This is a genomic window from Insulibacter thermoxylanivorax, assembly GCF_015472005.1.
In the GTDB taxonomy this organism is placed as follows: domain Bacteria; phylum Bacillota; class Bacilli; order Paenibacillales; family DA-C8; genus Insulibacter; species Insulibacter thermoxylanivorax.
This window is the reverse complement of sequence record NZ_BMAQ01000021.1, coordinates 17,214-36,079: the sequence shown is the minus strand read 5'-3', so window position 1 is coordinate 36,079 and position 18,866 is coordinate 17,214. Positions and strand designations below refer to the sequence as shown.

The window sequence follows — 18,866 nt, the reverse complement described above, 5'->3', positions numbered from 1 at the left end:
TGCAACGGAAATCTTAAAATAATCCTTCTGATCGTTTCACATACGGATCGCACATCTGCGCAATACGTGCACTATGTAATCTCCGCATATGCCCGGTCAAAGGCCTGCGCCAAATCCGCGATCAGATCATCGGGATGTTCGATGCCGACCGAGTAACGCAGCAAACGGTCATCGACACCAAGTTTCCTGCGAATCTCTTCAGGAATATCCGCATGGGTCTGGACCGCCGGGTAGGTGAGCAAGGATTCCACACCGCCCAGGCTCTCTGCAAAGGCGATTAGATCCAGATGGCGAAGGAAGGGCTCCACCAGCCGCGCATCCTTCACCCGGAAGGAGAAGATGCCGGTGTTGCCGGAAGACTGAGCGTTATGCACGTCATAGCCGGGATGATCAGGCAGTGCGGGATAGTACACTTCTTCCACCAGCGGGTGTTCCGCCAGCCAAGCGCAGATCGCTTTCGCATTGCTCTGATGCCTCTCCATCCTGAGGGCGAGGGTTTTCATCCCGCGCATGAGCAGCCATGAATCCTGCGGACCGAGTACGGCGCCGATCGCATTGTGCAGCATCGCCATCTCCTCGGACAACTCCTTGCCCTTAGTGACGATGAGTCCGGCCAGCACATCATTGTGACCAGCCAGATACTTGGTTGCACTGTGAACCACGATATCCGCTCCAAGTTCGATGGGACGCTGGAAGTAAGGAGTAAGCAGCGTGTTATCCACGATCGTCAGCAGCCCTTTATCCCGAGCCCATGCGCTGACCTTACGGATATCCGTAATCATCATCAGCGGATTCGTTGGCGTCTCGATGAGCACCGCCTTTGTATTCGACTGATACGCCTCTTCCAGCTGCTGAAGGTCATTGGTGTCCACATACGAGGTCGTAATGCCGAATTTCGCCATGATGCGTTCCAGCAGACGGTATGTTCCACCGTACAGATCAACGGAGACGATCAGATGATCTCCCTGTTGGAACAGCGAGAAGACCGTCTGCAGCGCCGCCATGCCCGAGCTGCAAGCGAAGCCCGCATCACCGGATTCCAACTCAGCGACGGCCTCTTCCAACACCGCTCTGGTCGGGCTCTTCGTACGCGCATAGTCGAAGCCGGTGCTTTGTCCCAGCCGGGGATGGCGGAAGGCAGTGGATTGATATATCGGATAGCTCACAGCTCCCGTTTCCGGATCGGACTTTGAACCGATCTGCGCAAGACGTGTGTCGATCTTCATTCTCCTGACTCCTCTCCCAACGTCCACTCATAGGGCGTTTCTTGATATACGTAATAGTTCAGCCAGTTAGAAAACAACAGATTCGCATGGGCACGCCAGATCGATCTGGGCGGAAGTTCGGGATTGTTGTCCGGGAAATAATTCACCGGCATATCGATATCCATCCCCTTCTTCAGATCACGCTCATACTCCAAGCGCAGCGTCTCCGGATCGTACTCCGAATGACCCGTCACGAAGATCTGCCTGCCGTCCTTGCTGGCGACGATGTACACGCCGGCCTCTTCCGATTCGGAGAGAATCTCCAGTTCCGGCACGCGCTCGATGTCCTCCCGCCGTACTTCCGTATGACGCGATTGCGGCACATAGAAGATATCATCGAAACCGCGCAGGAGTTTCACGTTCAGTTTGCTCACCGTATGGGCATAGACGCCGAAGATCTTCTTGTCGAGCTTATATTTGGGTATGTTATAGTGATAGTATAATCCTGCTTGCGCGGCCCAACATATATGGAAAGTCGACGTCACATGGTCGACGCTCCAGGCCATGATCTGTTTCAGTTCTTCCCAGTAGTCCACTTCATCGAACTCCAGATGTTCTACTGGAGCCCCGGTGATGATCATCCCGTCGAACCTGCGGTTCTTGATATCATCGAAGGTCTTGTAGAATGTCTCCAGATGTTCAACGGGTGTATTCTTCGAACGATGCGTCTTCGGGTGCAGCAGCACGCACTCAACCTGCAGTGGAGTATTCCCGATCAGCCTCATCAGCTGGGTTTCGGTTGTGATCTTCGTGGGCATGAGGTTCAGGATGACGATGTTGAGCGGACGGATATCCTGATGATAGGCTCTCGTCTCATCCATCACGAAGATATTCTCACTTTGCAGGATTTCTTTGGCGGGCAGTTGATCAGGAATCTTGATAGGCATGATACTCCACTCCTTTAACGATGGTGTTGACTTAATGGTAAACATACAGCACATCCAGCGAACCGCTGCAACGGCGCCAAACCGCTGTATGCGATGCAGCGCACTGGCAGTGCGGCGCTGATGCATAACAACGATGCAGTAAAGAGCTGCGATGTAAACGATGGCTTGAAACCAGCACGTCCATGATGCCGCCGGGACTTTGCGCTGACTGATGCACCGCATGGTGCTCACGTGATTCTGCAGAGCACGCCTGCGCATAACACTGACGATGCACCGCATGATGCTCGCGTGATTCTGCAGCGCGTTGCACTAACGGAACTGGAGTTCGTTATTATATGTAGAACCACCCAATCCCAAATTGTAACGGAACAGTGATCCGTTATTTCGCAGAAAATCAAGCGAAACTGCGATTGCCCGAAGGAATAGCGCACCAACGTTCCGTTAGACTGCGGAAATCGGGCATAATGGGCCAAATAACGTACTGTAGTTCCGTTAATCTCACAAACCTCTTCACATGAAGCGTCACATTAAGCGGCTGAAGTGCTGAAAGTGCTGGAAGCGCCGGTTTCTATAACTTCTTCTATCGCTCGTCAGGATCTGATCCATCAGCATCTAGGATCTTCTCCATCAGCACTGCTGAACGTATGCGTTCAGAGTATATATGAAAAACGCCTTTCTGCGTGAGAAAGGCGTCTGTATCATACATCCTCTCTCATCTCTCAGAAGCCGCAGCTCCTGCAAGAATTAGCACCGTGCATACTGCCGGTTGCCGGGTTTCATCGGGCTCGTCCCTCCACCTGCTCTTGATAAGAGTTTCTAAAACGATATTCAGTTATTTCAAGACGAAGATCATCTCGCGTGTTGCGTGACCGAAATCATCATTGGTGATTAATACTTTAACTGATATACGGGCCCTAGTCAAGCATTAGTCAAGCATGGTTTATGGGCTTGTAAAAAGTTATGCCGAGGGTTTATACTTAACCCACGTCAGCTGTTGTTGTTAGCATAGTATATGCTTAAGTATATGCATAGCTGCAACAGGTGATGACTTTTCACTGGAACAGGAGGTGGCGTTCTTGGACGGGGATCGACCCAAACCCCAATCACGCCTCATAAGCAGCATCCATCGCGTCGGGCCAGGTTCGGTACCCGCAAGACGCCTGTAGACCGTCTGCACAACGTACCGAACGATGCAGCCCGACAGTATCAACATGTGGAAAGGAGTGCATCATCATGAAGGTACGTTTGGTGCAACAAGGCGTCTTCACCTTGCTCGAGGAAGATTTCTCCCTCTTGCAGCAAGCGCCGGAAGACGGATTCTACTGGATCGACGCCTCCGTCGATGAGCTGACATCCTTGCAGCCATGGTTCAATCTTCATGAATTAGCCATCGAGGACTGCTTGCATGATGAAGAGCAGCGTCCCAAACTGGAAGTATACAGCGATCATTATTTCATCGTGATCAACAGCATCCGGTTCGACGACGAGGAGATCTTCCTGCGGCCGCTCAATATCTTCTTAGGCAAACACTGGATCATCACGGCCACGAAGCAGAAGATCAACGAGATCAGGTTGTTCAAACCGAAGCTCCTCGTCGAACAGGTCAACACTCCCGATCGGCTCTTATACCATCTCATCGATACGGTCATCAACAATTACTTCCCGGTAGCAGACCGCATCGAACTGATGATCGAGCAATTGGAAGAGGACATCCTCATCCGCACCCAGAAATCCCACCTGAATGAGATCATCGGACTGCGCGGCGAGATCCTCTGGCTGAAGAAAGCTCTTGGTCCGCAGAAGGAACTGATCGCCACCTTGAAGAACCGCCGCGATCTCGATCTGATCAATTCTGAACTGCAGCAATACTTCGGTGATATCTACGAGAATGCTGTGAAGATCGCTGAGTCCTTCGAGACCTTCAGAGACCTCATGAGCAACCTGCGGGAGGCTTATCAATCCAGTCTGTCCAACCGAGCGAACGAGATCATGCGTGTGTTCACGGCGATGACGGTGATCATGATGCCGCTCACCGTGATCACCGGCATCTACGGGATGAACTTCACCCATATGCCCGAATTGGATTGGAAGTACGGCTACTATGTCGTACTCGCTGTCATGGTTCTGATCGGCACGGGAATCTTCTTCTTCTTCCGTAAGAAAGACTGGCTCTAATCCTCCATATGAAAGTGCACAGAATAGGATATATCCTGCTTATCTTACTGAGCACACAATGAGATATACCGGCTTATAGCATAGAGCGGCATCGCATGCTGCGGGCACTCTGCCTGCACTGCGATGCCGTTCTTCATCATTATGATACGGCTGCGGAAGCTTCTTGCACGCGGCGGTAATAGATTCTTAACAACCGCAGCCACGCGTACAGTCTGCTTAGATCCGCTCCTTCCGGCAAGTTCTCTCCGTACACCTCAGTCAAGATCGGCTTCAGGTAACGGTCGCCTATTGTCCCGAAGGCATAGAGCGCCCGCTCCCGCAGCTCATCGGGCATATTCCCCATCTCCCTTTCGATGAGTCCTTCTATCTCATAGCCCTCTGCATCCAAGATCTCGATCCACTGAATCGCCTCGCGTATCGGCAGCTCCAGTTCCGAACAGATCTGATCCAGCGCCGCGCCCTTCGCGATTCGCTCCAGCAGCACTTTCTTCAAGCGATGCTCATCCCGCTCTTTGCGCAGCTGCAGCTGCTTCTGCTGATAGTACCACAGTGTAAACTGCTTGCGATCCAGCTTCTCAGGCACCCAGTTGAGCGGGAATTCCGTCTCCCGATCGTACTTGTTCGTGATCTGAAGCACCGCCTCTGCATAATGCTCCATCCGATATGCTCCGAATCCGGGCACCTGCTTGAGCTCGTCCTTCGTCTTGGGAATATAAGCGCTGATCAGACCGAGCAAACGGTTAGAAGCGATGAAGTACGCCGCCTTATTCTCCTTCATCGCTGTATTCCGGCGCCAGTCGCGCAGTTCTTCATACAGCTCATCATTGCGGTTCAAGTCGCTGTAACACAGGATCATCTGCTGGATCTCCTCTCTGCCCTTCGGCATCGTGAATTGATCAGTGATCCCGTCGAGCACGGGCAGGAATCCCTCACCGAGCTTCTCGGAGATGCGATAGCGAAACACCCGCATCATCTCCTCCCAGCCGGTTCCGTCGTACCAATCCTCCTGAATAACCTTGCCCGCAGCATCCTGTTCACTCCAAGTCACTTGCCACTTGCCATGCTGTTCACAGATCGTAATCTGACCGTTCAACACCTGTTCGCCGGTAACCTTCTCCATACTGTTCATGAATACCAGATTCAATCGATGCACCTCCTAATGAATATAAAAAAACACCTCTCCTACATCTGTAAGAGAGGTGCTTCCTCCGCGCGAAGTACCTACATTATACTATAATCTTACATATAGAGCAACATCTAGAATCGGGATTTCCAGCCGACGCCCCGGTTTTCATGGTGAGGGATCATGGTGCCGGGCTTGCATCGCGCGATATTTCGCCGGTGTGATGCCGTACTCCCTTTTGAATACACGCACGAAATAGTTCAGCTCCATCCCCACCATCTCCGCGATCTCACCGACGGTTCGCTCGAATTCCTGTTCCAGCAGCTGGGCTCCTTTGAGCAGGCGGAGACGCAGCAGATATTGGCTCGGATTCATGCCGTACATCTCTTTGAACCTTCTCTGAAAATGCTGCTGCGAATAGCCGATGGTATAGGCGATATTCGCCACGCTGATCTCTTCCATGTAGTGCTGCTCCATATAATGCACTGCTGCACGGAGCAGCTTCTCCGCTTCCGCATTGCTGCGATACAGCTGCTTGGGCTCCTCATGGTATGTCATCGCAGCGATGCAAGTTAGGAGCTCGTAGATCCTCACTGATGCGATTCGATCGGGCTCTCCCTCCACATGTTCGGGAATATGCCACAGTTCACGCAGCTCATTTTCCAGCCGCTCCAGATCATGTTCATTTACTGCTATCGGCTGTAAGATCGGCAGACGCAGCGCATGGAGCACGGATTCCGCATCCCGTCCCTCGAAAATCGCCGTCGAGTGCGGCATCATCGCCCCGATCTATACAGTAACGGGTTGGAATGCCGCTGCAGGAGCGAAGATCCCGGTGGATGAAGTAGTGCCTGTCTTCGGCGGATACTGCGATGCCCCGTGGAATCCGCACTTGGAGCCGCTTCCGCCTTCCCCGCATACGGAGAGATCCTGGCGCCGATGATTCGCGTGGAAGCCGAGCATACGGTGAAGCGTGACGATACGACTTCTCTGCGCTATGTGATGCGGACAGATGGGAAGAGCGGGTTTGTCTTCATCAACCATTACCAGCGGCGTGCAATCCTTGCCGATCTTCACGGCGTCGTCATCGACACAGGCACCGTCACCTTCCCAGCCATCGATGTCTGCGGGGACATCAGTTTCTTCATGCCCTTCCATATGGATCTGTCGGGGCAGCAGCTTAAGTACGCCACAGCACAGCCCTTGTGCAAACAGGACGATGTTTATCTCTTCGTACAGATTCCCGGTATTCCGGCGGAATACGGCTTGGCTGACGGCCGCGTCTTCCGGCCGAAGGCCGGTCTCGACTCCATGCTGAGGATTGACGATATCACCATCGTCACCCTTACCTGGGAACAAGCCCTGTATCTGCGCAGACTGGACGGCAAGCTGTACTTGAGCGAAGGATGCGATCTGTACACGGCTGACGGCACCCTCCGCTCTGTACAGGACGGCGAATACCGATATTGGTTGTGGAATGGCGAGCGCTTCATGGAAGGAACGATTCAGCAGCCTTACACCGCGCCCAGCGTCTCCTTCGAACCTGTAGATCAGCCGCCTTTCCAGCCCAGATATATCGACCATCTCCATCTGGGCGGGAAGCGCAAGATCACCTGGCAGAAGATCAACGTGCAAGGATCGCAAGGATTCATCGAGATCGATGATCTCGGCGATGCTGCACAGATCTACGCTGACGGAGAGTTAGCCGCCGACAGCTTCTATTACGGCGATGTCTGGAGAGTGCCCGCGCAGCTGCTCGATGGGAAGGAATGCTATCTGGCGGTTTCGGAATTGCGCGATGATTTCTATAGAGAGTTCTAAACAACAAACTGCTGTCTCCGCAGAGATTTCTAAGCCGCTCATCCAGCTTATCAGCCAACCAGCTCCCTTGCAGCAATACTAGGGGCTGGTTTCTCTTATTTCTCTTGTTTCTCTTATTGTATAGTTGTATAGTTGTGCAGAACTTGAAAGTGTGTATAATACGAGTAACAAGGGAGATGATATGATGAGCCATGTTGAGTTTGATTTCCTATCGGACAGCACCGAGCAAACCTCTACAAGATACATCACCTTCATCGGTCCGAGCATGCATCGCTTCGATCTGGCGATCACAACGACGAATCGCTTCTACGGCAAGAAGCTCGTCACCGACATGCAGACCGGTGTTACCGCGATTATCGGCCCCGATGATCTCGAAGAAGAAGGCTATCTCGAATATACTTTCAAGCTCGACGAAGAAGCCGGGGAGGAGCTGCGCGCGTTCCTGCAGCAAGTCGTCGGACCGCTGAACATCACGGACCATTGATGCAGGATACAAGCAAGGGGATAGGGATGGACTTTGTTACTCACTGGTTCCATTCCCTATCCCCTGTTTCTTTCCTGTCGTCCTTATTCACGCTCCCTAGCCTGCGACGAGGCTGCGGATGATCGTGCGGAACTCAAACTCCTCCAATACAGACAGGAGCTTCTCCCGGTTCCACTCATAACGGCACCGCTCCGGCGGGCAATCGATCTGAAGATCCGTCCGGATCCTCGCTAGATCTCGGGACAAGTAGATCTGCTCCTTATAGGTTTCCAGCCGCTCGCGCAGCTTGCCCTTGATCTCATCGATACGGGCATAGATCCCGTCCACATCCCCATATTCGGCGATCAACCGCTGAGCGGTCTTCGGCCCGACATTCGGGCATCCCGGGATGTTATCCGACGCATCCCCCATCAGCGCCTTCATCTCAACGATCTGATGCGGGTGCTCCACGCCGGCGATCACCGGCAGATTCTCGAGATGAACGACATCGTAGTTGCCGAACCCTTTGCGAAGCATGACCACTTCGATATGCTCGTCGATCAGTTGATAGGTGTCCCCGTCCCCCGTTAAGATCCGAACCTTCGATCCCTTCGCCGCATATTGCTTGGCCAAAGAACCGATGATGTCGTCCGCCTCATATCCTTCGATTCCTAAGCAGGGAATGTCGAAAGCATCGACTAGATCGCGAAGTTTGTCGAATTGCGGAATGAGTTCGAGCGGCGGCTCATCACGGTTCGCCTTATAATCAGTATACAACTCGTGGCGAAAGGTCGCCTTCCCCATATCAAAGGCGCAGGCAACATGGGTGGGTGTAAATCGCCTAACGGCATCCAACATGTAGCGGGTAAATTGATAGATGCCGTTGGTATACCAACCCTTCGAATTCCGCATATAATTCCCATGCACAGCCGTCGCATAGAACCCGCGGAACAACAGTGCGAAGCTGTCCACGATCAGCAGTGAAGGGACGGTTTGTTCGTCTTGATTCATGATAGTAAACTCCTTTACCTATGTTCAGCCCGCATATTTCCCGGGAAATTTGTCGAGATAGAAAACAACTTAAACTTGCATTCAGCTATGGCAGAAACCGGGGGCCCCCAATTCCCAGACTCCCCCGAAACCCGGCGCCTCATCAGACCCTAATACCCTTCATGCTTCCTTTCGGAAAAACATCCAGCCCCGCTTCCTGGTCAAAAGGACGAGCCGCTTCCCCAGACGCGCTGGAATTCCTCTTCCTTAAAGCCGACAGTGACACGTTCACCATCGGTGACGATCGGCCGCTTGAGCAGCATGCCGTTGGAAGCCAAAAGCGCGATTTTCTCCTCATCCTTCATCTCCGGCAGTTTATCCTTCAGGCCGAGTTCTCGATACACACTGCCGGATACATTGAACCATTTCTTGATCTCAAGTCCGCTCTTCGCGATCAGGTCCTTCAATTCCGGTGCACTCGGCGGCTGTTCTCTGATGGGAATCTCCTCGATCGTATGGCCGTGTTCGCGCAGCCATTTGAGCGCATTGCGGCAAGTGCTGCATCCGGAATATGCATATACGGTCAGTTTCATCAGGATCTGCTCCCTTCCTAACAAGATTTTCACAGCCGTTCCCGCTGCGAAGCTCCAGCAGAGTGGTTAGACTTGCATGATAAACATCATATCAGACATTAGATCAATACAGCTCGGCAGATTCATCTTCCTGAATCAGCTCCCTGTTCCAACATGGACTGCAAACGCAGCAGTTCCGCGGGAAGCGGCGCTTCGATCTGGATATCCTCATCATGGATCGGATGACGCAAGACGATCTTCTGTGCATGCAAAGCTTGTCCCGGCAGCAAAGCGCGGTACGGTTCATCATCATACTCGGGCAGCGCATACATGCGGTCACCGATCAGCGGATGACCGAGCCAGCGCATATGCACGCGGATCTGATGAGTGCGGCCGGTCTTCAAGGAGAGGCGCACTTGGCTTGCATGCGCAAAGGTGCGCAGCACCTCATAAGCTGTCACCGCTGGATAGCCGCTCTCCGTAACGATACGGATATGCGGATTCTCCGGATCGCGGTCGATCGGTGCAGAGATAACATCGGAAGATCGCTCCAGGATTCCGTGGACGTAGGCGATATAGATCTTCTGCACGGTATGTTCCTGCAGCTGCTGCGAGATCCGCTCATGCACATAGGCGTTCTTAGCGATCACCACAACGCCGCTGGTCTCTTCGTCCAAGCGATGCACCGGGCGGAAGCGGTAGGATTCGCCCCGCTGCTGCCAGTAATACATCACGCCATTGGCCAGCGTATCCCGATCATGCCCCAGGGTCGGATGAACGATGATCCCCGCCGGCTTATTCACCGCCAGCAGATAATCATCCTCATACAGGATATCAAGTTCCATCGGCTGCGGCTCGATCGTCTCCGAGGTTTCCACTGGAAGTCTCAATTCCACAACATCTCCCGGCTTGAGCTTCGCATCCATATAGAGACGCGCGCCGTTCACCGTAATCCCGCCTTCGATGAACTTCAACTTCGTCATCAGCCTGCGCGATACTTGAAGCCGCTGGCGCAGGATCGTCCGCAGTTTCACATCTTCATCCTCAGGACCTGCTATATAGCGCAAAGTATGCTGCTTACTCGTATCCCATTTTCTAGTCCCGTTCATTCGTCCTTACCACCATCATTCATCTCTTGTTCGATCATCGGTTTCGACCTCTATCTATCTTAACATATCGACAACGATGGGCGAAAAGAGACGGCTCATTCTCACACAAGCACACAAACAGGCACACAAAAACTGCCCCTACACCCAAGTGACGATCTTCGACAACTCAAGTATAGAGGCAGAGATTGATCACGGATCGAAGCTTAACCTTCCTCATCACCTGCGACCTGGAACCGATCCTGCGAGAATCGGCAACGGGTAAGGGCGATCACGACGCTTAGTCCAAATCAGACTTATATGAGCTGTGTCTTCTGCCATGATTCAGCTTCATATATTCATAGATCTTCTTATCCAGCAAACTGCTGATATGAACAACCATCTCAGATGTGAAGGATTGTTCGCTCTCGGCTGTCTTCTCCATAAGAGTACGAAGTATGTAAATTTCCTCTTCCAACATATCCACTTTATTCATTCTCTTCCTTATATGGTAGGGTGAACTTGACGTGTGTTCAGGTTCGCGAATGATCGGTTGTTGATGAAACTGCATCATCTGCCGGTAGTCTAACGCCACGATCAACCCCCCTTAGTAAAAAGAAATTCCAGCATTGCATGTCAACCATACCGCACTCTCATTATAACAAAATTTTCAACATCTGAGCAATTATATAATTATCGAAAATTCGCAGTCTAATTCGCTATTTTTCGACAAGAATCATTTTAGATTTTCTGAATAAATGAGCCGATCCGCTCAATCGCTTCCAGCAACTGATTGACGGAAGTTGCATAGGAACAGCGAATAAACCCTTCTCCGCCCAGACCAAATACATGCCCCGGCACGACCGCAACTTTGGCCTCACGCAGCAATCGCTGGGCAAATTCTTCCGAAGTCAAACCCGTCCCCCGAATATCGGGAAAAGCATAAAAAGCCCCCTGCGGCTCGTGGCAAGGCAAACCGATCTGCCGGAAACCCTCCACGACGAGACGCCGTCTTCGGTTATAGGATTCCACCATCTTCTCCATCTCTTCGATGCCGTTGCGCAGCGCCTCCAGGGCAGCGATCTGTCCCATAATCGGTGCGCACATCACCGTGTACTGGTGGATCTTGAGCATAGCGCTGATCAAGTCTGGATGACCGCAGACATAGCCCATGCGCCATCCTGTCATCGCGAAGGCCTTCGAGAAGCCGCTGACGACGATCGTGCGTTCTTTCATATTAGGCAGCGAAGCAAAGCTGACATGCCGTCCTTCATAGGTCAGCTCCGCATAGATCTCATCGGAGATGACGATGAGATCATGCTCTTCGACGATCTTCGCAATCGGCAGCCAATCCTCATAGCTCATGATCCCGCCCGTCGGGTTGCTGGGATAACAGAGGATGAGCACCTTCGAGCGCGGCGTCAACTTCGCCATAAGATCCTCCGCCTGCAGCTTGAATTGATGCTCCGGCTTCGTCTCCACAGGCACGGCAACGCCGCCGTTTAACATGGACAACGGGGAGTAAGGCAGATAGGTCGGCTCAGGGATCAAGACCTCATCCCCCGGTCCAACCAGTGCACGCAGCGCCAGATCGATCGCTTCGCTGCCGCCGATGGTGACGATGACCTCATGCTCAGGATCATATTCCAATTGAAAGCGAGTATACAAGTACTCGGTGATCGCCTCACGAAGCTCGATCATGCCCGCATTCGCCGTATAGCTCGTCCTGCCCCTCTCCAATCCATACACAGCCGCATCACGGACATGCCAAGGCGTCACAAAATCCGGCTCGCCTACACCCAGGGTGATGACATCCTTGTCCTTGCTGGCATTGGCCATATCGAAGAAACGGCGGATTCCCGACGGCGGGATGGCACGCACCATGGGATTCAGATAGTCGGACATCGGTTTGGAGGTTTGCACTTGTACTTGTACTTGTACTTGTACTTGCTCTTGTTCCTTCATCCTTCTCGCTTCCTTCTTCACGGACTGATCATCAGGCGATGATCATCCTCATGATCCTCGAAGATGACCCCGTCCTGTTTGTATTTTTTGAGGATAAAATGGGTCTTCGTCGACAATACCGATTCGATCGGCGATAGTTTATTGGAGACGAAAGCAGCTACTTCCATCAGGGATTTGCCCTCTACTTCGACGAGAAGATCATAGCCGCCGGACATCAGATACACCGACTTGACTTCCGGATAGAGATAGATTCGCTCGGCGATCGCATCAAAACCGCGCCCGCGTTCCGGAGTGATCTGCACTTCGATCAATGCCGTCACCTTGTTCTCATCGACTTTGTCCCAGTTGACAACTGCCGAATATTTGACGATCACATGATCGTCCTCCAGATCCTTAATCGCTTGCTTGACCGCCTCTTCCTCGGCGCCGAGCATCGTCGCGATCACCGCCGGGGAGCGGCGGGAGTCTTCCCGCAGCAGTTCTAATATATTCGTATGAAATTGATCCATCCTGCCTTTAGACCTCCTGTTCACTGTATGATGCCTAACTTCGCATACTCTTCAGTATTCTTCCATCTTACAATGGAGACAAGGGAGCTGTAAAGATATGCAAAACCATTCTGCGAGCAAACAAACGACATGTTAGATATTGGCGTTGATTTATTGTATGATAGGTCGTAGTTTTTGGCGGAAAGGAAGTAAACCCCATGATCGTTCACCGTAAACGACTCATCCAGCGCTTATCACCGACCCAGTTCATCATCCTGGGCTATTTGGCGGTCATCTTGATCGCCAGCGTCCTGTTATATATGCCTTTCAGCGTGAAGGAGTCGGCTGAGCTCAGCTGGTTCGAGGCACTGTTCACTTCGACGAGTGCCGTCAGCGTCACCGGATTGACGGTGGTCAACACCTATGAGACCTTCACGCCCATCGGCAATCTGATCCTGCTCATCCTCTTCCAGATCGGCGGGATCGGCATCATGACCTTGGGCACCTTCGTCTGGATTCTGTTCGGGCGCAGCGTCACGCTGACCCATCGCCGCTGGATCATGATCGATCAGAATCGCAGTTCGCTGGCCGGGCTCGTACGGCTGCTGCGGCATGTGTTCTTCTTGGCCTTCGCCATCGAACTGATCGGTGCGGTGATCTTCAGCGTCTATTTCTACGCGGCTGGATACGTTTCAACTTGGTCCCGCGCGGTATATGAAGGATTCTATCACAGCATTGCATCCTTCACGAACTCCGGTTTCGATATCTTCCCAGGCTCGATGACGCAGTTCGCAGACGATTATTTCGTGCAGATCGTCACCGCACTCTTGATCATCCTCGGGGCGATCGGCTTCCCTGTGCTCATTGAGGTTAGGGAGTATCTCTTCGGGAAGCATGAACATTTTCACTTCTCTTTGTTTACCAAGTTAACGGCGCTCACCTATCTGCTCTTATTCATCTTAGGAGCCCTGAGCTTGTGGCTCATCGAACGGGACCTGTACTTCGCGGATATGGCTTGGCATGAGAAATGGTTCCATGCGTTCTTCCACTCGGTCACCACGCGCAGTGCAGGCTTTGCCGTGCTGGATGTGAACGAGCTGAGCGCGGCTTCGCATTTCCTGATGTCGATCCTGATGTTCATCGGAGCAAGCCCCTCCAGCGCCGGCGGAGGGATTCGCACGACGACTTTCATCGTGATCATCCTGACGCTTGGCGCGTATCTTCTTGGACGCCGAGAAGTCCGCATATTCCGCCGCTCGATCAAGCAGGAGGATATCATCAAGAGCTTCGTCGTCTTCACCGCTGCGACGATGCTGCTGGTGCTGAGCATCGTCTTCATCGACAGCACCGAGAATTCCCGCTTCTCCCTCCATCAGGTGATCTTCGAAGTATGTTCCGCCTTCGGAACAACGGGGCTGTCCAGCGGACTCGCCAGCCGGCTTCTGCCGATCAGTCAAGGAGTGCTCATGATCTTGATGTTCCTGGGACGCATCGGTTTGTTGTCGATTCTCTTCCATTTCATGCCGTTGCGGCGCAGAGAAGCCTTCCATTATCCGAAGGAAGACATCATCATCGGCTGAGGAACTGCAGAGCTGCCGGCCGCAGTCTCGACCGCTTCATCCCAGCGCTCAGCGGATGCGGTCGCATGGCCGTGTGTGCACTAACATATCATTTCAGCACGGCACGCATGAAAAACCACGAGACGATCGGCGCACTGCCGATGAATAGCAGGAAGAGATTCAGCACGCGGGGGTCTTTGCTGAGAGAGATCACCAGGATGAACAGGATCGTGCCCGCCATCCGTCCCGCATTCAGCGCCAGTTCCCGAAGCACGACATATTCCACGCGCTGAGCAGCCGATTCTTCATCCCGCCCGATAAAGTCAAATACCGTGGAGGTCATAGGGATGATGTACAGGGGATGGAAGAGGGAGACGCCGATGCCGAAGATCAGCAGAGTAGTGTAATTGACTTCCCAGAAAAAGGGTGTGATCGCCAAGGTAATCAGGATGGCGCCGAGCAGCATGGCAGGTATGCGCCGTTTGGGGCGAAGCCATCTGCCCGCAAGATAGAAGGCGAACAATGACACCGCCGAGGTGATCAAGGAATAGTTGCCCAGCTTCATCTCATTGCCCGTAGAGATGAAGACGAGCAGCGTGATGACGAAGATGAACACCCCTTCCCGCATCCCCTGCATGGCCAGAGCCGGGACGATGCGGCGCCAGGGTGACCCGGGCTCGCGCAAACAGCGGATCCCGTGCAGCCATTCATATGATCCGTCCACCCGTCGTTTCTTCAGGAAGAGACTGAAGACGACGCCCACCAGGAATACGCCCAAGGACAGCGAGAAGATCAACATATACCCCTTCGTTTCCGCCATCCTGCTGATCAGATAGCCGGACAGCCAGGGAGCGGCCATGCCCGCACCGGCGCCCAGCAGCCCCGCCCAGCCGTTGAAGCGATCGCGGTTGTGCGGTTCCGTAATCTCGAAATAGACGACATTGTAAGCAAGCCAGAACAGACCCGCGGCGATCCCCTGCACGATGCCCAGCCCGTATACATAGTGTGGCGCCTTAGGACCGAGGAACAACACGAGCAAATAAAAAATGGCGGATACCAACATACCCAGCCGCAAGCTGTGCATCTTATTATGTTCTTTGACCCATCTGCCCGCCAGCCAGAACGTCAGCCCCAGCGCAGCTTGATGACATAGAGCAAACCAGCCGATCAAGGCCAGATTCCGGCTCATCTTCCAGAGATAGACGTTCACGAAGGTTCCGGACAGCGCATTCGCAACAACGAACAGGCCTTGCACCGTTAAAAGCAGGATCGACTGGCGATCCAGCTGTCCGGTTCCCCGCTTACGCCTTGGATTTGGATGGGAAGGGATCGCATCCCCCGGATTCCCCGGGAAGCCTGCCTGATATACGGGAACAGAGAAACGCTTGTGCTTCGTATGCTGCATATGCTCACCTAAGATTGGGAGGTTGTATGAATCACAATCTTAGGTTAACCTTCCCCAAAATCCTTTCCTTATAACTGCCTAAAACTGAATACATCATGCCTGGATGATCTTCGCGGATCATCTGCAGGTCATCCGTACAAGATCAGGAAGATGATCCCCCCCGCGAAGAATAGCACCGCTAAGATCAACAAAACGATCCATAATAGCCTCATGTGATACTAGCTCCTATCACATACGATAATGATACCGATACAATCATCGACAGAAGCCCCACCGCTCGGTTGTCGCTGCGAAGCTCATCGTCGATCTTGAACACCGGTGTCAGGAATTCAAAGGCATAGTAAGCAACCAACAACAGGGCATATCCATAGCTGCACCAGATGATTGCATCGTACAAGGATTCAAAATTCGGGATGATGAAGCGGAAGATATTGCAGATCCCGAAGATCTTCCCGCCCGTTGCCATAGCGACGGCGACGTTGCCGCGCTTGATCTCATGCCAATCCTTATACTTGGTCACCATTTCGAAGATCGCTAAGAAGATGATCAAGAGCAGCACCGCTACGGAGAAATAAGCAGCGGTGGAGATGAATGGGTTCTGCAGCCATTCATCCAGGTGTTCCCACATAGGTCCTCCCCCTTACTTCAATTCAGCAATCGTGATGCCGCTTCCGCCTTCACCGTATTCCCCCAGCCGGAAGGACTTCACATGCCTGTGTTTTCGAAGGAATTCATGGATCCCGCTGCGAAGTACACCGGTACCTTTGCCGTGAATGATAGACACCTGGCCGAGATTGTTAATCAGCGCTTCATCCAGGAAGCGGTCCACCTCGATCAACGCCTCATCCAGCGTGCTGCCTCGAAGGTCAAGCTCTGTGCGCACAGGTGCATTCCGTGCCCGCTTCACGTTCGCACCTGCCTGCAAGGTCTGCTGGCTCTTCTGCGGACGGATGCGCTCTAGATCGCGCGCGCTCACCTTCATCTTCAGGATGCCGATCTGAACCAGGAATTCATCGTTACCGGCCGCTTCGATCACATGGCCCTTCTGTCCGACAGTGGTTACCATCACTTCATCACCTGGCTCGATCTTCTCCTTCGCACGTTCCCTGTTCGCAGCCTGATCCCGTACAGCCGGCTGCAGGTTCGGCATCGCTTCTTCTAAGCGTTTCTTCGCGGCGATGAATTTGTGCTCCTTCAAAGATGCCCGCTCTTCCATCGCCATGCGGCGCAGCTCGGCGATGATCTCCTCCGCTTCTTGGCGGGCTTTGTGCACCGCTTCGGCCGCTTCCTTCTCCGCTCTTGCCAGCAGCCGGTCGCGCTGCTGCGCGAACTTCCGCCGCTCTTCCTCCAACTGCTGCTGCAACTGCTTCACTTGCCGGTGCAGTTTCTCCGCCTCAAGACGCTCCGCCTCTGCTGTCAGGCGGTTCTCCTCAAGGGAAGCGATCATCGACTGCACCTGCTGTTCTTCGCTGGACATCTGAACCCGCGACGCTTCGATGATCGACTTGTCCAGCCCCAGCCGCTCCGCGATGGCCAGCGCATTGCTTCGGCCGGGCACGCCCAGCACCAAGCGGTAGGTCGGACGCAGCGTCTTGATGTCAAACTCCATGCTGGCATTCATGATCCCCGGCGTGTTGTAGGCATAGGCCTTCAACTCGCTGTAGTGCGTTGTGGCCACCGTACGCGCACCGCGTTTATGAATATGGTCCAGGATCGCGATCGCCAAGGCTGAACCTTCTGCAGGGTCTGTACCGGCACCAAGTTCATCGAGCAGGATCAGGCTTCTCTCCGTCATCCTCTCAAGGATCCTGATGATATTGGTCATGTGGCTGGAGAAGGTACTGAGGTTCTGTTCGATGCTCTGCTCATCGCCGATATCCGCATAGACCGAATCGAAGGCGGCAAGCTCCGCTCCCTCTTCTGCCGGAACGAACAATCCAGAAGCCGCCATTAAGCTAAGCAATCCGATCGTCTTCAGCGTGACCGTCTTCCCCCCCCGTGTTCGGACCGGTGATGATGATCGTCGTATATTCGCGTCCGAGCTCAACATCGATGGGCACCACTTGCTGCGGATCGATGAGCGGATGGCGGCCTTTGCGGAAGCGAATATAGCCCTCCTCATTCATCTTCGGCAGCGTCGCCTTCATCTCCCGGGCTAAGAGCGCCTTGGCGAAGATGAAGTCGAGTCTGGCAATCGCCTGGGTGTTCGCGGTTAACGACTCGGTATGCTCGGCCACCCCAGCGCTGAGCCGCTGCAGGATCTTCTCTACTTCCCGCTCCTCCTTGAACCGCAAAGTGCGAAGCTCGTTATTCAGCTGCACGACGACCTCCGGTTCGATAAACAAGGTCGCTCCGGAGGCGGATTGGTCATGGACGATTCCGCCAAAGTGAGCACGGTATTCCTGCTTCACCGGGATGACGAAGCGGTCGCCCCGGATCGTGACGATCGGGTCCTGCAGCTTCTTCTGGATCGATGGGTTCTTCACCATCTGATCCAGCTTCTCGCGAACGCGGGCTTCCAGCGTGCGGATGCTGCTGCGGATGCTTGCCAATTCCGGGCTTGCCGCATCCGCCACTTCGCCGTTCTCGCCTATGCAGCGCATGATTTCCTCCTCAAGCCCGCGCAGATCCTCGATCTGCTCTGCGTAACCGGTGATGATCGGAAACTTCTCCGCTGCATCGTCCAAATTTATAATAAACCGCTTCAACCTCCGGCCGCCGCCGATCGTCGTCGCGATCTCCAGCAGTTCCGATGCGGAGAGTACGCCGCCGATGCGCGCCCTGGTCAGCGAGGCTTGGATATTGCGTATGCCTCCGAAGGGCGGCACAGACTTAATCCGATCGATATGCACGGCCTCATCCGTCTCTTCCAGCAGATGGAGGATCCGGCCGAGGTCTTGCTGCGGCTTAAGTTCCTCGACTAGATCGTGACTTAAGCTGGTTTGGGTATGAGCAAGCAGTCTCTGTATGATCTTATCATATTCCAACGTGTGCAAAGATTTCGTATCCATTATATATCGCGACACCCCTTCTCCCCCTATTATAACCAAATGCATGACAGCACGCGA

The 18,866-nt window shown here is 53.4% G+C and carries 16 protein-coding genes, 1 pseudogene and 1 riboswitch; of the genes and pseudogenes, 4 read left to right on the top strand and 13 right to left on the bottom strand.

Annotated elements, in window-relative coordinates; translation table 11 throughout:
• Positions 1-71: 71 nt before the first annotated feature.
• Positions 72-1,226: an aminotransferase class I/II-fold pyridoxal phosphate-dependent enzyme gene (locus tag PRECH8_RS09300; RefSeq protein WP_200966828.1), complete on the bottom strand. Its 1,155-nt coding sequence runs from the start codon at positions 1,224-1,226 to the stop codon at positions 72-74.
• Positions 1,223-2,152: a homoserine O-acetyltransferase MetA gene (gene metA, locus PRECH8_RS09295; RefSeq protein WP_200966827.1), complete on the bottom strand. Its 930-nt coding sequence runs from the start codon at positions 2,150-2,152 to the stop codon at positions 1,223-1,225. The genes PRECH8_RS09300 and metA overlap by 4 nt, the downstream gene beginning before the upstream one ends.
• Before the next feature lie 709 nt (positions 2,153-2,861).
• Positions 2,862-2,965: riboswitch (SAM riboswitch) on the bottom strand.
• Between the two features lie 420 nt (positions 2,966-3,385).
• On the opposite strand from metA, the gene corA reads away from it, so the two are divergent.
• Entirely contained in the window at positions 3,386-4,327 is a 942-nt protein-coding gene (gene corA, locus PRECH8_RS09290; RefSeq protein WP_200966826.1) for a magnesium/cobalt transporter CorA, read from the top strand.
• A gap of 139 nt (positions 4,328-4,466) precedes the next feature.
• Here the strand turns inward: corA and PRECH8_RS09285 are convergent, their stop codons facing one another.
• Positions 4,467-5,471 carry an HRDC domain-containing protein gene (locus tag PRECH8_RS09285; protein ID WP_200966825.1) on the bottom strand — a complete coding sequence of 335 codons (1,005 nt, stop codon included), beginning with the start codon at positions 5,469-5,471 and terminating at the stop codon, positions 4,467-4,469.
• A 147-nt stretch (positions 5,472-5,618) separates the two neighbouring features.
• Positions 5,619-6,227 carry an AraC family transcriptional regulator gene (locus PRECH8_RS09280; protein WP_207161787.1) on the bottom strand — a complete coding sequence of 203 codons (609 nt, stop codon included), beginning with the start codon at positions 6,225-6,227 and terminating at the stop codon, positions 5,619-5,621.
• Between the two features lie 102 nt (positions 6,228-6,329).
• Here PRECH8_RS09280 and PRECH8_RS09275 point away from each other — a divergent pair, with 102 nt between their 5' ends.
• Positions 6,330-7,271 carry a hypothetical protein gene (locus tag PRECH8_RS09275; protein ID WP_200966823.1) on the top strand — a complete coding sequence of 314 codons (942 nt, stop codon included), beginning with the start codon at positions 6,330-6,332 and terminating at the stop codon, positions 7,269-7,271.
• A 184-nt stretch (positions 7,272-7,455) separates the two neighbouring features.
• Complete coding sequence (locus tag PRECH8_RS09270) at positions 7,456-7,755, top strand: DUF3055 domain-containing protein (RefSeq protein WP_200966822.1); 300 nt, start codon at positions 7,456-7,458, stop codon at positions 7,753-7,755.
• Positions 7,756-7,851: 96 nt separating this feature from the next.
• Here the strand turns inward: PRECH8_RS09270 and PRECH8_RS09265 are convergent, their stop codons facing one another.
• The 6 genes from PRECH8_RS09265 to PRECH8_RS09240 form a co-directional block, all read right to left on the bottom strand.
• Positions 7,852-8,745 carry a 5'-3' exonuclease gene (locus PRECH8_RS09265; protein ID WP_200966821.1) on the bottom strand — a complete coding sequence of 298 codons (894 nt, stop codon included), beginning with the start codon at positions 8,743-8,745 and terminating at the stop codon, positions 7,852-7,854.
• Between the two features lie 200 nt (positions 8,746-8,945).
• Positions 8,946-9,320 (bottom strand): arsenate reductase family protein, encoded by a 375-nt coding sequence (locus PRECH8_RS09260; RefSeq protein WP_200966900.1) that lies wholly within the window; start codon positions 9,318-9,320, stop codon positions 8,946-8,948.
• Between the two features lie 119 nt (positions 9,321-9,439).
• Positions 9,440-10,405, bottom strand: a complete 966-nt coding sequence (locus PRECH8_RS09255; RefSeq protein ID WP_200966820.1) for an RluA family pseudouridine synthase — start codon at positions 10,403-10,405, stop codon at positions 9,440-9,442.
• Between the two features lie 277 nt (positions 10,406-10,682).
• On the bottom strand, positions 10,683-10,976 hold the full coding sequence (locus PRECH8_RS09250; protein WP_242457513.1) for an aspartyl-phosphate phosphatase Spo0E family protein: 294 nt from the start codon (positions 10,974-10,976) through the stop codon (positions 10,683-10,685).
• A 146-nt stretch (positions 10,977-11,122) separates the two neighbouring features.
• Positions 11,123-12,286, bottom strand: coding sequence for an aminotransferase class I/II-fold pyridoxal phosphate-dependent enzyme (locus PRECH8_RS09245; RefSeq protein WP_200966898.1), 1,164 nt, complete (start codon positions 12,284-12,286; stop codon positions 11,123-11,125).
• Between the two features lie 77 nt (positions 12,287-12,363).
• The gene (locus PRECH8_RS09240) at positions 12,364-12,855 is read right to left on the bottom strand and encodes an Lrp/AsnC family transcriptional regulator (protein WP_200966819.1); all 492 of its coding nucleotides are present in this window, start codon (positions 12,853-12,855) and stop codon (positions 12,364-12,366) included.
• A 197-nt stretch (positions 12,856-13,052) separates the two neighbouring features.
• Here PRECH8_RS09240 and PRECH8_RS09235 point away from each other — a divergent pair, with 197 nt between their 5' ends.
• Complete coding sequence (locus tag PRECH8_RS09235; protein WP_200966818.1) at positions 13,053-14,414, top strand: TrkH family potassium uptake protein; 1,362 nt, start codon at positions 13,053-13,055, stop codon at positions 14,412-14,414.
• An 88-nt stretch (positions 14,415-14,502) separates the two neighbouring features.
• Here the strand turns inward: PRECH8_RS09235 and PRECH8_RS09230 are convergent, their stop codons facing one another.
• The 3 genes and pseudogenes from PRECH8_RS09230 to PRECH8_RS09220 all read right to left on the bottom strand — a co-directional run bounded on the left by PRECH8_RS09230 (position 14,503) and on the right by PRECH8_RS09220 (position 18,809).
• The gene (locus tag PRECH8_RS09230; RefSeq protein ID WP_200966817.1) at positions 14,503-15,798 is read right to left on the bottom strand and encodes an MFS transporter; all 1,296 of its coding nucleotides are present in this window, start codon (positions 15,796-15,798) and stop codon (positions 14,503-14,505) included.
• Between the two features lie 208 nt (positions 15,799-16,006).
• A complete protein-coding gene (locus PRECH8_RS09225) occupies positions 16,007-16,426 on the bottom strand; it encodes a DUF350 domain-containing protein (RefSeq protein ID WP_200966816.1) in 420 nt (139 codons plus the stop codon).
• 12 nt (positions 16,427-16,438) lie between these two features.
• Positions 16,439-18,809 (bottom strand): annotated as a pseudogene (locus PRECH8_RS09220) (endonuclease MutS2).
• Positions 18,810-18,866: the final 57 nt, after the last annotated feature.

Coding starts and splice junctions, on each gene's coding strand:
- PRECH8_RS09265 (WP_200966821.1), bottom strand. CDS start 8,745: ATGAATCAAGACGAACAAACCGTCCCTTCACTGCTGATCGTGGACAGC.
- PRECH8_RS09225 (WP_200966816.1), bottom strand. CDS start 16,426: ATGTGGGAACACCTGGATGAATGGCTGCAGAACCCATTCATCTCCACC.
- PRECH8_RS09235 (WP_200966818.1), top strand. CDS start 13,053: ATGATCGTTCACCGTAAACGACTCATCCAGCGCTTATCACCGACCCAG.
- PRECH8_RS09255 (WP_200966820.1), bottom strand. CDS start 10,405: ATGAACGGGACTAGAAAATGGGATACGAGTAAGCAGCATACTTTGCGC.
- PRECH8_RS09230 (WP_200966817.1), bottom strand. CDS start 15,798: ATGCAGCATACGAAGCACAAGCGTTTCTCTGTTCCCGTATATCAGGCA.
- corA (WP_200966826.1), top strand. CDS start 3,386: ATGAAGGTACGTTTGGTGCAACAAGGCGTCTTCACCTTGCTCGAGGAA.
- PRECH8_RS09240 (WP_200966819.1), bottom strand. CDS start 12,855: ATGGATCAATTTCATACGAATATATTAGAACTGCTGCGGGAAGACTCC.
- PRECH8_RS09245 (WP_200966898.1), bottom strand. CDS start 12,286: ATGTCCGACTATCTGAATCCCATGGTGCGTGCCATCCCGCCGTCGGGA.
- metA (WP_200966827.1), bottom strand. CDS start 2,152: ATGCCTATCAAGATTCCTGATCAACTGCCCGCCAAAGAAATCCTGCAA.
- PRECH8_RS09280 (WP_207161787.1), bottom strand. CDS start 6,227: ATGCCGCACTCGACGGCGATTTTCGAGGGACGGGATGCGGAATCCGTG.
- PRECH8_RS09300 (WP_200966828.1), bottom strand. CDS start 1,226: ATGAAGATCGACACACGTCTTGCGCAGATCGGTTCAAAGTCCGATCCG.
- PRECH8_RS09270 (WP_200966822.1), top strand. CDS start 7,456: ATGAGCCATGTTGAGTTTGATTTCCTATCGGACAGCACCGAGCAAACC.